Annotated in this window: 13 protein-coding genes; 3 read left to right on the forward strand and 10 right to left on the reverse strand. The window is 59.3% G+C overall.

Annotated features, from left to right (window positions below; translation table 11 throughout):
- Nucleotides 1-40: 40 nt before the first annotated feature.
- Nucleotides 41-583, reverse strand: coding sequence for a YfaZ family outer membrane protein (locus tag G7090_RS15855; RefSeq protein ID WP_106995409.1), 543 nt, complete (start codon nt 581-583; stop codon nt 41-43).
- Between the two features lie 270 nt (nt 584-853).
- Between G7090_RS15855 and G7090_RS15860 the strand changes: the two genes are divergently transcribed.
- The gene (locus G7090_RS15860; RefSeq protein ID WP_166183035.1) at nt 854-2,302 is read left to right on the forward strand and encodes a catalase; all 1,449 of its coding nucleotides are present in this window, start codon (nt 854-856) and stop codon (nt 2,300-2,302) included.
- A 41-nt stretch (nt 2,303-2,343) separates the two neighbouring features.
- On the opposite strand, the gene G7090_RS15865 is transcribed toward G7090_RS15860, so the two are convergent.
- The 9 genes from G7090_RS15865 to G7090_RS15905 form a co-directional block, all read right to left on the reverse strand.
- A complete protein-coding gene (locus tag G7090_RS15865) occupies nt 2,344-3,276 on the reverse strand; it encodes an Rpn family recombination-promoting nuclease/putative transposase (RefSeq protein WP_166183036.1) in 933 nt (310 codons plus the stop codon).
- Nucleotides 3,277-3,369: 93 nt separating this feature from the next.
- On the reverse strand, nt 3,370-4,737 hold the full coding sequence (gene menE / locus G7090_RS15870; protein ID WP_166183037.1) for an o-succinylbenzoate--CoA ligase: 1,368 nt from the start codon (nt 4,735-4,737) through the stop codon (nt 3,370-3,372).
- Nucleotides 4,734-5,699 (reverse strand): o-succinylbenzoate synthase, encoded by a 966-nt coding sequence (gene menC, locus G7090_RS15875; RefSeq protein ID WP_166183038.1) that lies wholly within the window; start codon nt 5,697-5,699, stop codon nt 4,734-4,736. Before menC ends, menE begins: the two co-directional genes overlap by 4 nt.
- Nucleotides 5,699-6,556 carry a 1,4-dihydroxy-2-naphthoyl-CoA synthase gene (gene menB, locus G7090_RS15880; protein WP_106995413.1) on the reverse strand — a complete coding sequence of 286 codons (858 nt, stop codon included), beginning with the start codon at nt 6,554-6,556 and terminating at the stop codon, nt 5,699-5,701. The genes menC and menB overlap by 1 nt, the downstream gene beginning before the upstream one ends.
- Nucleotides 6,553-7,329: a 2-succinyl-6-hydroxy-2,4-cyclohexadiene-1-carboxylate synthase gene (gene menH / locus G7090_RS15885; RefSeq protein ID WP_166183039.1), complete on the reverse strand. Its 777-nt coding sequence runs from the start codon at nt 7,327-7,329 to the stop codon at nt 6,553-6,555. The genes menB and menH overlap by 4 nt, the downstream gene beginning before the upstream one ends.
- The gene (gene menD, locus G7090_RS15890) at nt 7,326-8,996 is read right to left on the reverse strand and encodes a 2-succinyl-5-enolpyruvyl-6-hydroxy-3-cyclohexene-1-carboxylic-acid synthase (protein ID WP_166183040.1); all 1,671 of its coding nucleotides are present in this window, start codon (nt 8,994-8,996) and stop codon (nt 7,326-7,328) included. Before menD ends, menH begins: the two co-directional genes overlap by 4 nt.
- A gap of 88 nt (nt 8,997-9,084) precedes the next feature.
- The gene (gene menF / locus G7090_RS15895) at nt 9,085-10,380 is read right to left on the reverse strand and encodes an isochorismate synthase MenF (RefSeq protein ID WP_166183041.1); all 1,296 of its coding nucleotides are present in this window, start codon (nt 10,378-10,380) and stop codon (nt 9,085-9,087) included.
- 96 nt (nt 10,381-10,476) lie between these two features.
- Nucleotides 10,477-10,782: a stress response protein ElaB gene (elaB, locus tag G7090_RS15900; RefSeq protein WP_106995417.1), complete on the reverse strand. Its 306-nt coding sequence runs from the start codon at nt 10,780-10,782 to the stop codon at nt 10,477-10,479.
- A gap of 62 nt (nt 10,783-10,844) precedes the next feature.
- On the reverse strand, nt 10,845-11,306 hold the full coding sequence (locus G7090_RS15905; RefSeq protein WP_166183042.1) for a GNAT family N-acetyltransferase: 462 nt from the start codon (nt 11,304-11,306) through the stop codon (nt 10,845-10,847).
- Nucleotides 11,307-11,379: 73 nt separating this feature from the next.
- Here G7090_RS15905 and rnz point away from each other — a divergent pair, with 73 nt between their 5' ends.
- Both rnz and G7090_RS15915 read left to right on the forward strand, forming a co-directional pair.
- On the forward strand, nt 11,380-12,297 hold the full coding sequence (gene rnz, locus G7090_RS15910; RefSeq protein WP_166183043.1) for a ribonuclease Z: 918 nt from the start codon (nt 11,380-11,382) through the stop codon (nt 12,295-12,297).
- A 66-nt stretch (nt 12,298-12,363) separates the two neighbouring features.
- The gene (locus G7090_RS15915; protein ID WP_166183044.1) at nt 12,364-13,368 is read left to right on the forward strand and encodes a chemotaxis protein; all 1,005 of its coding nucleotides are present in this window, start codon (nt 12,364-12,366) and stop codon (nt 13,366-13,368) included.
- The last annotated feature ends 35 nt before the right edge of the window (nt 13,369-13,403 follow it).

Raw genomic sequence — 13,403 nt, forward strand, 5'->3', positions numbered from 1 at the left:
GAAGAGGGAAACAGGCGCGGCAGACGCCGCGCCGGGGGGATCAGAAGCCTGCGCTCACGCCCACGTACGGGCCATCGGCAATCGCATTGTCACGGTTGCCGTCTTTGCCCGCCAGGTTCAGGTAACGGTAGCCCGCCTCGATGGTGATCGGGCGCATGATGGTCCAGCGCGCACCGGCATTGGCCTCTTCGTAGCTATCGATACCGCTCGAGAGGGAGTCCGGGGAGTAGTAATACTCGCCAAACAGACCAAAGCTGTTGCCAATTTTCCACTGCAGGCCGCCGCCTACTGCTGCCGCATAGCCTTCATCGCTGTCTTTCGGGTGGGTGTAGATACCTTTCCCGCCCACGGTGGCGAGGAACGGACCGAGAGGCACGTTCAGGCCCAGTCCGACGCTGGCCACGTCACCCTCATCGTCGTTATTGGTCCAGTTGCCGGTCGCAAACAGGCCCGACGTTTCCGTGCCAAAACCGACGCCAACGTTGGTGTAGTCCTCACCGGCCTGGCCGCTGATGGAAATTGCGTTTGCTGCCGCAGAAACGAACATCAGGCCGCCAAGGCCCAGTAATGCCACTTTTTTCATTGTCGTGATCCCGCACAATTATTGAGATAAATTCCAAAAACGCGTGATTTTAACGTGAGTCGGCCCGGGATCAACGCTGAGGTGATGTAATAAAAAAATTAGATTGTAACGAGTTGATACTTACAGGTTTTAACAATGTTAAATTCTGAGAAACACTTTACGCCCGCTTTGGTTGCGTCCGATCAATACCCGCCCTGACTAACTTCTTTAGATTATCTTTCGCTCAAAACGGAAATTTAAAGACCAATACTCACACATCAGGGAGAAAACATGAGCAAGAAAGGTTTAACCACCGCCTCCGGCTGCCCCGTGGTTCATAACAATAATGTTGCTACAGCGGGCCCACGTGGACCGATGCTGCTGCAGGATGTCTGGTTCCTGGAAAAACTGGCGCATTTCGACCGGGAAGTGATCCCTGAACGTCGGATGCACGCCAAAGGTTCAGGCGCCTACGGTACCTTTACCGTGACCCAGGATATCACCGCCTTTAGCCGGGCGAAGCTGTTCTCCGCCGTCGGTAAAAAAACCGATCTCTTTGTGCGCTTCTCTACCGTTGCCGGTGAACGCGGCGCCGCCGATGCAGAACGCGATATCCGCGGCTTTTCCATCAAGTTTTATACCGAAGAAGGCAACTGGGATCTGGTCGGAAATAACACGCCCGTCTTCTACCTGCGCGATCCGCTGAAGTTCCCGGATCTCAATCACGTGGTAAAACGCGATCCGCGTACCAACCTGCGTAATCCGACTTACAAATGGGATTTCTTCTCTCAACTGCCGGAAACGCTGCACCAGCTCACCATTGACTTCAGCGATCGCGGCCTGCCGTGCTCCTATCGCACCATGCACGGCTTTGGTAGCCACGCCTTTAGCTTTATTAACCACAACAACGAACGCTTCTGGGTGAAATTCCACCTCAAGTCCCAACAGGGTATTGCTAACCTGCAGGATGATGAAGCCAAACGCCTGGTCGCAGAAGATCGTGAGAGTTCCCAGCGCGATCTCTTTACCTCTATCGAAAAAGGCGATTTCCCACGCTGGACGTTTTACGTGCAGATCATGCCAGAAAGCGATGCTGCGAAGGTGCCGTACAACCCCTTCGATCTGACCAAGGTCTGGCCGCACGGCGACTATCCGCTGATGGAAGTGGGCGTGCTGGAGCTGAACCGTAACCCGGATAACTACTTTGCGGAAGTTGAGCAGGTGGCGATGTCGCCTGCTAACGTGGTGCCGGGGATTGGCTTCTCACCGGATCGCATGCTGCAGGGTCGCCTCTTCTCCTACGGCGATGCCCACCGCTACCGTTTAGGCGTTAACCATCATCAGATCCCGGTGAACGCCCCGCGCTGTCCGTTCCATAACTACCATCGCGACGGCGCGATGCGTGTGGATGGCAACAGCGGCAACGGTGCTACCTATGAGCCAAACAGCTTTGGTCTCTTCCAGGAACAGCCGGACTTCAGCGAGCCGCCGTTGTCGCTTGAGGGTGCCGCTGACCACTGGAATCATCGTGAGGATACTGACTACTTCAGCCAGCCGCGCAAGCTGTTTGAACTGCTGAGCCCGGAAGAGCACCAGCGGATGTTTGCACGTATCGCCGGGGATATGCGGGATGTGCCGGCATTTATTCAGGCGCGCCAGATTGCCCTGTTCAGCGAGGTTCATCCTGACTACGGGGCGGGGGTTCAGGCAGCGCTGATGCGCTTAGCCGAAGAGAAGTAAAAACAGAACGGGAGCTCAGGCTCCCGTTTTTTGTTGCAGGATTAATGACTGGCCTGCTCGACAATCTCGGGTGCCAGCCCGGTCAGTTGAGTGACAGTCTCCGGCGGCAGGCCCTTTTCCAGCATCACCTTCGCGATGCGAAGCGCCTCCTGTTCGATGCCTTCCGCTCTGCCCTGACTCAGCCCCTGATTTAATCCCTGGGCCATGCCCTCTTCCCGGAGATATTGCGCAATATTCATTAACGTCTCCTTATGCTGATGATCCTTAGTCCTGTTTGCTAATGCCTGCAAAAACGCTGCGGGATCGGCGGTATGACCGGCCTTGAGAAGATAGTTGAGCAACGTTTTGAGCTGGGCGTTGCCAGTGTATCCCAGCGCCAACAGCCTGACCAGTTGCTCATGGAGTTCCAGCATGTCCCGCTGTCGGACATGCTTTTGCAGCAGTTCCAGCATCGCAATCCGGCGGTGTTGCATGATGCTTTCGTCGGGCAGGCAGGTGATGTCAATCAGGGGAAAGGGCCCTGTGTAGAGGGATTCGGCCTGCTCAGGCACCTGAAAGCCGTCGAGCCAGCGCAGCGACCAGGGATAAGGCGAAATCCGGCCATGATAAAACAGCAGAGGGATCACCAGCGGCAGTTCACGATGCCCTTTGTCGAGATGTCGCTGCATGGCGGCAATCGCGTAACGCATCAGGCGAAAGGCCATATGCCGATCCGGGGAGCTTTGATGCTCGATCAGCACATAAATATACCCCTCGCCGGAAGCGGTATTAACGGACCAGAGGAGATCGGCGTAACTGAGACGAAGATCCTCTTCGACAAAGCTGCCCGACTCCAGCCGCAACGACGATAAATCACAGAGCGCGCGTAATTTTTCAGGCAAGTGAATCGCTAAAAAATCACGCGCCGTTTCCGGCTGCGACAGAATATGACGAAAGACCGCATCATGCGGCGTAGGTGTTGATGGGCTGTGCATATTTTCCCTTGCGCCAGTTCCTTTCGCCGGAAAATAGCACAGCGCGCGCTGCTGGTAAGCGTGTTGATTTCCTTTCCCGAGCAGGCTCGCAAATCAACCTTTCAACGACTGATATACCCACTGTTGCAAAGCGCGTCGGGAGATCTTAATCCCGCCGTTTTTCAGTTCGGCCGGGAGGACCAGCCAGTGCACCGGCTGCTGAAAGCGTGCCAGCTTATCGCCGACCCAGAGTGGCAGTTGCGCGATATCCACTCCCGCTTCGCACTCGACGACCGCTACGGGCCGCTGTCCAAACTCGACGTCATCGAGGGGAACGACATACACCTGACTGACCTGAGGATGGGTGCCGATCACCCGCTCCAGCTCTTCCGGCTGGATCCCCTCTCCGCCGCTGAAAAAGAGGTTATCCATGCGACCGAGGATCGTCAGCCGTCCGTCCACTATCTCACCGCGATCGCGGGTGGCGAACCAGCCTTGCGCATTGGCGACGGGGACAAGCTGGCCATCACGCCAGTAGCCGCTGGCCATGCTGGCGGCCTTTAACCACACTTCCCCCTCCACTAGCTTCACTTCCCGGCCCGGCAGCGGATAGCCGACATCCGTCTGGCCATCCGCCTCTTTGGCGCAGACCGTGGAGGCAAACTCCGTCAGACCATAGCCGCACCAGCTGCGAATGCCCCGGCTGGCAGCCCGCAGGGTTAACTCCCCCGGGATCGCCGCGCCGCCCAGCAGCACCGCTTTTAGCGCCACCTTTTCCTCACCGTTGAGCAGGCGCCAGAGCTGCGTCGGCACCAGCGAGGCATGGGTACAGCCCTGCAGCATCTGCTCCAGAGGTTGTTTTTCAAACACGGTCAGGCGGGCGCCCGCCAGCAACCAGCGCCACAGGATCCCCTGTCCGGAGACATGGAACAGCGGCAGGGAGAGCAGCCAGTCGTCCTCCCCGGCGTAGGGCAGAAGGGCCAGCACGCCTTCAGCGCTGGCAAGGTGCGCAGCACAGGTGTGCACCGCCGCTTTCGGCAGCCCCGTCGAACCCGAAGTTAAGGTCATGGTCGCCAGTCGTTCAGGCTGCCAGGCCGCGCCAGTACTCCCCTTATGCCGATCCATTTTCAGGGCAGACAGGCTGGCATAACCGCCCTCGCCGTTAAGCACCAGCGCAAAGCGCAGCGTCAGGGGCGGGAGCAGGATCTCCACAACGGAACGCGGCAGCTGCGGGTTCACCGGCAGGATCCGCGCCCCGCACTGCAATAGCGCCAGCCACGCCAGCAACGTGTCGGGATGATTATGCGCCTGCAGCATTACCCCATCCCCTTCCCTTACCCCCTGCAGGACAAAACCGCTCGCCAACGCATCGATACGCTGGCAGAGTTCGCGCCAGGTCAGGCATTCGCCGTTAAGCCGCAGCGCCTGGTGTTCAGCCTTACGCGCGCACCAGTGCCGCCACGGCCAGTCGGAAAAGGTCATAGCAGCGGCTCCAGCGCCTCGCGATCCCGACACGGCAAGGAGTTGCCTGGCCAGGGCCGCAGTAACTGCGCCTGCATCAGGTTCAGGGTATCCAGGCCGGGAACGGTGCCCGGCGTGAACTGCGCGGCAATCCGCGCCAGCTGGGTCAGGCCGAGGCTCGACTCAATCGAGGAGCTGATCACCGCCGTCAGCCCAAGGGCATGAGCCGCTTCTACCTGCTCGCGCACCTTCGCGATACTGCCGGTGAGGGTGGGTTTGATCACCACCGCGCGAACGCCCGGTTGGGCAATCCATTCAAAATCGTCTTCACGCAGGCTTTCATCCCAGGCGATGGCGATCCCTGTCTCCCGGGCAAATGCCAGCGAGTCCGCCCGCGTTTTGCAGGGCTCCTCGAGAAAGGCAATGCGGTCCCGGTAGGCCGGGTTAACGTACTTCGCGAACTGCTGCGCTTTCAGCGGGGTCCAGGCGCGGTTGGCATCCAGGCGCAGACGCAGATCCGGGATAGCCTCCAGCAGCAGATTCGCCACCATCCCGTCGCGCACCGCTTCGTACAGACCCACCTTGATCTTCGCCACCTTTTCGCCCGGTATAGCGGCGAGCACGGCAAAAAGTTCGTCAGGATCCCCGGTGCAAAGCGGGGCCGCGCGATAATCCGCCTCTTCCGGCAGGGAACCGTCCAGCTCCGCCAGCGCGCAGCTGAGGCCAAAGTCCACCGCAGGCAGACCAGGCAGCAGAGGCGCTTCGCCGTCGCGCCAGGCGAGAGTCCACGCCCGCAGGGCGGCTTCGGCCTCCTCCAGCGATTCGCGGCTGAAGCCCGGCAGAGGGGAGATTTCTCCCCACCCGTGCCGATCGCCCTGCTGCAGATGAACGAACAGACCGTCGCGGGTTTTTAACCGCCGTTCGCGCAGCACCACACCCGCGTCCATCGGTAGCTGCCAGCGGTAGATCTGTACGCTGCGCATTACGGATTCCGTTTGTATTTACTGAAGTCCGGCTGGCGCTTCTCGTTGAAGGCGTTGCGTCCTTCCTGACCCTCTTCGGTCATGTAGAACAGCATGGTGGCATTGCCCGCCAGCTCCTGCAGCCCGGCCTGGCCGTCGCAGTCGGCGTTCAGCGCCGCCTTCAGGCAGCGCAGCGCCATCGGACTGTTTTGCAGCATCTCACGACACCAGCGCACGGTCTCTTTTTCGAGGTCGGCAATCGGCACCACGGTGTTAACCAGGCCCATATCCAGCGCTTCCTGAGCGTTGTATTGACGGCACAGGAACCAGATCTCACGCGCTTTTTTCTGACCGACGATGCGGGCCATGTAGGACGCGCCCCAGCCGCCGTCGAAGGAGCCGACTTTCGGGCCGGTCTGGCCGAAGATGGCGTTCTCTGCGGCAATCGTCAGGTCGCACATCATGTGCAGCACGTGCCCCCCGCCGATGGAGAAACCAGCAACCATCGCCACTACCGGTTTCGGGCAGGTGCGGATCTGGCGCTGGAAGTCGAGGACGTTCAGGTGATGCACGCCGGAGTCATCCTGGTATCCGCCGTAGTCGCCACGCACTTTCTGATCGCCCCCGGCGCAGAACGCTTTTTCGCCTTCCCCGGTGAGAACAATCACGCCGATGTTGTCGTCGTAACGGGCATCCGCCAGAGCATTGATCATCTCCTTGACGGTGACCGGACGAAACGCGTTACGCACTTCGGGACGGTTGATGGTGATTTTGGCGATCCCGTCCGCCGATTTGTGGTAACGAATGTCGGTGTAACCTTCGGAGCAGTCCTGCCATTCCACCGGTGCGTAGAGCATGTTTTCATCAGGGTAGATCATAGAGTGTCCTTTATGGGTAGACGGAGTATCTGGGCCAGACGCTCGGCCACCGCATCGGGGTTTTCCCGATGGGCGTTATGTCCGGCATGGGAAATTTGATGGCCTGTCGCGGGCAGTTCCCGGGCAATCGCCCTGAACTTCTCATCCCGCTCGCCATACAGGTAAAAAAAAGGGATTACGCACTCAGCGAGCGCAGGCCGTAAATCGGGTTGTTCGGCCAGAGAGGTCGCCTGCAACATCGCGGCGAGGGTCGTGCCGTTGTTGCGGCTGCGCAGGGCCACCAGCGCCTGACGCTGCAGGTCGGTTAACGACGCGAAGACCGGCTGTTGATACCAGTCGGCAAACACCGCTTCTAAGGGTTCATGCCGAAAACGCGCGGCCCATTGGGCATCTGAGGCGCGGCGGCTTGCTTTTTCCTGGTCATCTCGTAACCCCGGATGCGCCCCTTCAACAATCAGCCCCTGCAGCCCTGTTGGGCGCTGGCAGGCGTGATACATCGCAATGCGGCCGCCGAGAGAGTACCCCAGCAGCCAATAATTGAGTATGTTGTAACTAACAAGGGTGCGATTCAGCAGATCGCTCAGGTCGCTGAATCCGCTCACCGCAATGGACGCCGATTCACCGTGGCCCGGCAGATCGAGATACAGCCGGGGGTAATCACCCAGCCTCTCTCCCGCCTGCAGCCATTCACGGCGATCGCCGGAAAATCCGTGCAGGAACACCAGCCAGGGTTTTCCTGGCGCACCGGCGCAGGGCGTCCCTTGCAGGATCATAGATGGCTTACCTGCGCCAGCAGGCTCTGCAGCATCTGCGCGCCGTCGCTGTCGTTGACCATCACTTCGATAAGCGTGGCGCGAGGTTTGCTCCACGCCGTATTCAGGGCGCTCTCCAGCTCGGCCCAGTTCGTCGGGCGCTGATAGCGGAGGCTGAACATCGCCGCGGCATGTTCAAACTGCACGTTCTGCGGCATCAGATAGAAGCGCTCCCGCTCACTCTGGGGTGTCGGCAGCAGGGAGAAAATCTGCCCGCCGTTATTGTTAATCACCAGCAGCACAAAGGGCGCCGAGGCCTGGCGTAACAGCGCCAGAGCGTTGAGATCGTACAGCGCCGACAGATCGCCAACGATCGCCAGCGTCGGCCGGGCGTTGGCTCGCTGGACGCCGGCTGCGGTGGAGATCAGCCCGTCAATGCCGCTGGCGCCACGGTTACTGAACACCGGATAGCCTGCCGGCAGGCGGGAAAGCGCATCAATCAGTCGCACCACCAGACTGTTGCCGACAAACAGCTGCCCCTGCTCGGGCAAATAGCGACGAATCTGGTGCGCCAGCTGCGCCTCGCCAAATTCTTCGCTGTGTTGCGCCGTCAATTGCCAGGCCTGACGGGAGAGCTCCGGGATAGCCGCGGCCCAGGGGGCACGTTTTTCCGCCGGATGCAGTTCCAGCCAGTCGGCCACATTCGACACCAGCCGACGGCCGCGATGGTGGGCTGGATCCAGCCGACCTTCCCGCGGGTCCACCAGCCAGTACTCTTCCGGCGTGCAGGTGGCCTGCCACTGCAGCAGCCGTTTCCCCGTCAGACTGCCGCCCAGCTGGACCACAATCTGCGCCTGCTCCAGCTCGGTGACGGCTTTCGCATTGCCAAGCCACAGATCGGCGCACGGCAGCGGCTGCCCGGTCTGGGAGAGCACGTCGCCAATCAGCGGCCAGCCGAGGGTTTTTGCCCACTCCGCCACCTTTTTACCTTCCGCCGCGCTCATCCTGCCCGCGAGCACCACGCCGCGTTTTTGCCGCCAGAAGAACCAGTCGCGCTGTTTAGGGCTTGAGAGTTCTGCCGGGGCGCTCAGCCAGGGTTTATCGCTCTGCCACCAGTCGCCCAGCGCCTGCTGCCAGGCAAGATCGGTTTCGTCCATTTCGCCATACAGCGGCTCGGCAAAGGGACAGTTAATGTGCAGCGCGCCCGCACGCAGGGCACCAAGGGCGTTATCCACCGTGGAGACCAGCCAGCGGGCGGGGATATCCCGGGTCGGGCGCGGCAGGGCGAGCGTTTCCGTGGGGTGAGAGGCAAAAAGCCCCGGCTGGCGAATGGCCTGGTTTGCGCCACAGTCGATCAGCTCCGGGGGACGATCCGCCGTCAGCAGGACCAGTTTTTCGCCGGTCAGCCCGGCCTCAATCAGCGCCGGATAGAGGTTCGCCACCGCCGTACCGGAGGTGACAATCACCGCCACCGGGACGTTACTGGCTTTCGCCAGCCCCAGCGCCAGATGCCCAAGACCGCGCTCATCAAAGTGGGTGTGATGAATAAAGGCGCGGTTCTCCGCAGCAGCCAGGGTCAGTGGCGTTGAACGCGAACCGGGTGCGATGCAAACGTGCCTGACGCCATGGCGGGTCAGGGCTTCAAGGATCACCGCCGCCCAGCGCCGGTTAAAGGAACTCACTGACATGGAATTGTCCGGTATCAATATTACGACGTAGTATAAATAATAGAAAAAGATGTAATTTTGATATGAATCGGGTAAGTACGACTCAGTATTAATCCTTTAGGAGCAGAGAGCGCAGTCCGGCGGCTTTATTTTCAATCTCCTGCCACTCCTGTTCAGGGTCGGAACCACTCACAATTCCCGCGCCGGCGTACAGGCGCACGCTGCTCCCCTGCACGCTTGCCGAGCGTAACGCCACGCAGAACTCGCTTTGCGCTAATGACAGATATCCGGCAGAACCGGCATACCACTCCCGATCGAAAGGCTCATTGCGGGCGATAAACTCCCACGCAATATGTCGCGGCAGACCGGCAACGGCCGCGGTAGGTTGCAACCGCATCAGGCACTGTTCATCGTCCGGCTGTTGCAGCGCCGTCCAGATGCAGCGGCGCAGATGCTGAACCTTACGCAAGCGCACGATTTGCGGCGGCAGGACGTCAAGCACCCCGCCATCGCGCTGCAGGCGCTGACAGATATCCTCGACCACCAGCATATTTTCCCGCTGGTTTTTATCGTCATTCATCAGCCAGTCGCCCAGGCGGGCGGCCTGGGTATCATCAGGATGGCTGGCGACCGTACCGGCCAGCGCCTCGGTGCGCAGCAAGGTTCCGCGTCGCCGCCACAGCCGTTCCGGCGACGAACCGAGAAAGGCATGAGTCGCATCAAAACGAATAAAGAAGTGGTAGCACTGGAAATTCACCCGGCGGCTGGCGGCCATCAGGGCGGCAGGATTAACCGACAGTTTGAACTGCAGATCCGTTGCCCGGGCCAGCACCACTTTGTCGAACTCGCCCCGGGCAATGGCGTCGGTTGCCCGGGTGACCAACGCCAGCCAGCCGGATTTCTCAGGCCGGTGGGTTTCGCTCACTACCGGCTGGATAACGGCGTCAACGGGCTGACTCTCCTGGAGGGAGCCTATGAATTCGCGCGCGCATTGCGCATCGTTTTTCAGCGAGGTAGCGCTGCAGAGGATCAACCGCAGCGTCGCGGTTCCGCCGTGGCGTTGCCAAAGCAGACGCGGCAGGAACAGGTTGCCCTTGTGCGGATCGAACGCATTCATACCCACCGCCCGAAGGTCAGGACATTGCGGATAACACTGTAAAAATTGGCGGGCAGTGTTGAGAGAGGAGAAGTGTTTCGTCGCGCCCAGCGCGGCGTACTCTTCATCGCCGTTACGCTGCTGCCAGTAAAACTGAGGGAAAATCTGCTGGGCATTCAGCCAGGCGAGAGGGTCAAACGCGTCGTTGAGCGCAAAGGAGACATCAAGGTGATGCAGACCAGGCGCATCAGGAAAATCGTCTGCTAACTGATGGCAAAGACCTGCCAGTGCGGTGGAAATCGAGTGCACGCGAACTTCTCCCGGCTCAAAAACCTCACATTATACGGGGTAGTTGACTGAAAAAGCAGTACCCACGATTTGGCAGGGAGAAGCGTGCGTGTTGAATTAACGGCGGGCGAGCAGCAGACCGAGCACCAGACCGGCGGCGGCACCTACTCCAATACCCTGCCATGGCTTTTCACGGACATAATCGTCTGCACGATAGACCGCTTTTTTAGCGCGATAATAGTAAGTATCCGACGCATGGCTCACGCGCGTTTTCACGTCGTGAAGCGCCTGTTCGGCACGCGCCTTCAGCTCAATGTACTTTTGATCGGCCGGATCGCCTGAAGAACGAAGGACTTCTTCCAGCGTTTCACTTAACAGCGTCAGATCATCATCAACATGCGTTTCCGAAGATTGGAAGGACATAGTTTTCTCCTTGTGGTTGCATCAGTCCGCTAACTATAGACAATCCTTGCCGATTCTGCCTGCTACGCTTGTTCCGTCTCTTTGGCCATTCCGATATGCGGGATGCCATCTTCATCGTAGATTTCGGTCACTGGCGCAAAGCCAAAATGGGCATAAAACGCCTGCAAATGCGCCTGAGCCCCCAGGTATAACGCCTTGTTCGGCCAGTGCTTTTCGCAGGAGCGCAGCGTTTGCTCCATCAGGGTATAGCCCAGTTTTTCGCCCCGGGCCTGACCGCTGACAATCACCCGGCCAATCACAACGGGGGAAAAATCGTCGTCGCTTTTCAGAATCCTCGCATAAGCCACCAGCTGGTTATCTTTCCAGCCGAGGATATGGCGGTTCTCCCCCACCAGGTCGTCGCCGTCTATGTCCTGGTAAGGGCAGGTTTGTTCCACCACAAAGACGTCGCAGCGCAGCTGAAGTAAAGCGTAGAGAACAGGAACGGTCAGCTCGCTATGGTGCAGATCTTGCCACTGGATCATCGGGGTCTCCTTATCGTGTCGGTAGCCGTTATACTAATGACTTTTCGTCCCCGGCACAGAGGCTGAATACATTATGGAGCTGCTTTTTTTAGGAACATCCGCTGGCGTGCCAACCCGGTCGCGCAACGTCACCTCAATTCTGCTGGATTTACAGCACCCGACCCGCGGCGGATTGTGGATGTTTGACTGCGGCGAAGGGACGCAGCACCAGTTGCTGCGCACCGCCAGCCATCCCGGCAAGCTGGATAAAATCTTTATTACCCACCTGCATGGCGATCACCTCTTTGGCCTGCCGGGGCTGCTGTGCAGCCGCTCGATGGCGGGCAATATCCATCCGCTGACCATTTACGGCCCATCCGGTATCCGTGAGTTTGTCGAAACCAGCCTGCGCATCAGCGGATCCTGGACCGATTATCCCCTCGAGATTGTCGAGATAAGCGCCGGGGTGGTGTTCAGCGATGAGGCATATACCGTGACCGCCGCGGCGATGAATCACCCCGTGGAGTGTTACGGCTATCGCATTGAGGAGCAGGATAAACCCGGCGCCCTCGATGGCGCGGCGCTGGTTGCCGCCGGGGTGCCTTTTGGCCCGCTGTTCCAGCAACTGAAGCGCGGGGAACGCATTACCCTCGAGGATGGACGGACGATCGATGGCGCAGACTATCTCTCCCCACCGCGCCCGGGCAAGAAGCTGGCTATTTTCGGCGATACCGCTCCCTGCGAGAGCGCTCTCGCGCTGGCTCAGGGTGTCGATCTCTTGGTGCATGAGGCCACGCTTGAGGCCGCGATGGAGGAGAAGGCCAACAGCCGCGGTCACAGTTCAACGCGTCAGGCGGCCAGGCTTGCCTGCGACGCGCAGGTGAAGAAACTGGTCATTACCCATGTCAGCTCCCGCTATGACGCAGAGGGCTGCACCATGCTGCTGGCAGAGTGCCGCGCCCTGTTTGCCGACTGTCAGCTGGCAGAAGATTTTGCCGCGATGCGTGTTTAATGCTCTGGTTTTCCCCGAGTCTGCCGATAACCCCTAACAGGCAGGTATTTTTCACTCGAGGGTAGAATGGATAATTTCCAGAAAGACATTGATGACAGGGCAAATCTGACCCTGTCGAACCGTTTTGAGCTGTTGCTGTTCCGTCTCGGCACCTCAATGAACGAAAACAAATCTGAGCTGTTCGGCATCAACGTCTTTAAGCTTCGCGAGATTGTGCCTATGCCAGCGTTCACCAAACCGGCGGGCATGAAATCACCCCTGATGGGGATGGTTAATATTCGTGACCAGGTGATCCCGGTTATCGACCTCGCCGCCGTGGCAGGCTGCAAGCCGACAACGGGTCTGAACATTCTGCTGATCACCGAGTATGCCCGCAGCGTGCAGGCTTTTGCCGTCGAGTCGGTGGAGAACATTATGCGACTGGACTGGAAGCAGGTGCATGCGGCGGAAACCGCGGTCAGCGGTCGCTACATCACCAGCATTGCCTGTCTGGACGAGAAGACCGATACCAACGATCTGGCGATGGTGCTGGACGTGGAGCAGATCCTGTATGACATCACCCCGGCCAATCACGACCTGCATGCCACCGACCTGAAGACCACCCAGTTCAACATCAAGCTGGGTGCCGTGGCGATTGTGGCGGAAGACTCCAAAGTGGCGCGCTCGATGCTGGAGAAAGGCTTGCAGGCGATGGCGATCCCGGCGCTGATGCATATCACTGGCAAAGAGGCGTGGGAAAAGATTGGCGTTCTCGCGGCACAAGCTCAGGCGGAAGGGGTGCCGATCACCGATAAGATCGCCCTGGTGCTGACCGACCTCGAGATGCCGGAGATGGACGGCTTTACCCTGACCCGTAAAATCAAATCCGATGCGATCCTGAAAGACATTCCGGTGGTGATCCACTCTTCCCTGTCCGGCAACGCCAACGAAGACCATATCCGTAAGGTGAAAGCCGATGGCTATGTGGCGAAGTTCGAGCTGAACGAGCTGTCATCGGTGATTGAAGAGGTGCTGGAGCGTTCAACGAAGAAGATTGATGGGCCGTTGATTAGTCGTAAGCAGCTGGCTTAAGTCTGCTGCGGGCTGGTGCCCTCACCCCGTCCCTC

It is taken from the genome of Leclercia sp. 29361 (assembly GCF_011290365.1).
GTDB lineage: Bacteria > Pseudomonadota > Gammaproteobacteria > Enterobacterales > Enterobacteriaceae > Enterobacter > Enterobacter tamurae.

What these genes read in the sequence shown, in the direction of transcription:
- G7090_RS15905 (WP_166183042.1), bottom strand. Translation starts at nt 11,306, where the DNA reads ATGATCCAGTGGCAAGATCTGCACCATAGCGAGCTGACCGTTCCTGTT.
- G7090_RS15860 (WP_166183035.1), top strand. Translation starts at nt 854, where the DNA reads ATGAGCAAGAAAGGTTTAACCACCGCCTCCGGCTGCCCCGTGGTTCAT.
- G7090_RS15915 (WP_166183044.1), top strand. Translation starts at nt 12,364, where the DNA reads ATGGATAATTTCCAGAAAGACATTGATGACAGGGCAAATCTGACCCTG.
- menD (WP_166183040.1), bottom strand. Translation starts at nt 8,996, where the DNA reads ATGTCAGTGAGTTCCTTTAACCGGCGCTGGGCGGCGGTGATCCTTGAA.
- menH (WP_166183039.1), bottom strand. Translation starts at nt 7,329, where the DNA reads ATGATCCTGCAAGGGACGCCCTGCGCCGGTGCGCCAGGAAAACCCTGG.
- elaB (WP_106995417.1), bottom strand. Translation starts at nt 10,782, where the DNA reads ATGTCCTTCCAATCTTCGGAAACGCATGTTGATGATGATCTGACGCTG.
- menE (WP_166183037.1), bottom strand. Translation starts at nt 4,737, where the DNA reads ATGACCTTTTCCGACTGGCCGTGGCGGCACTGGTGCGCGCGTAAGGCT.
- G7090_RS15855 (WP_106995409.1), bottom strand. Translation starts at nt 583, where the DNA reads ATGAAAAAAGTGGCATTACTGGGCCTTGGCGGCCTGATGTTCGTTTCT.
- menC (WP_166183038.1), bottom strand. Translation starts at nt 5,699, where the DNA reads ATGCGCAGCGTACAGATCTACCGCTGGCAGCTACCGATGGACGCGGGT.
- G7090_RS15865 (WP_166183036.1), bottom strand. Translation starts at nt 3,276, where the DNA reads ATGCACAGCCCATCAACACCTACGCCGCATGATGCGGTCTTTCGTCAT.
- rnz (WP_166183043.1), top strand. Translation starts at nt 11,380, where the DNA reads ATGGAGCTGCTTTTTTTAGGAACATCCGCTGGCGTGCCAACCCGGTCG.
- menB (WP_106995413.1), bottom strand. Translation starts at nt 6,556, where the DNA reads ATGATCTACCCTGATGAAAACATGCTCTACGCACCGGTGGAATGGCAG.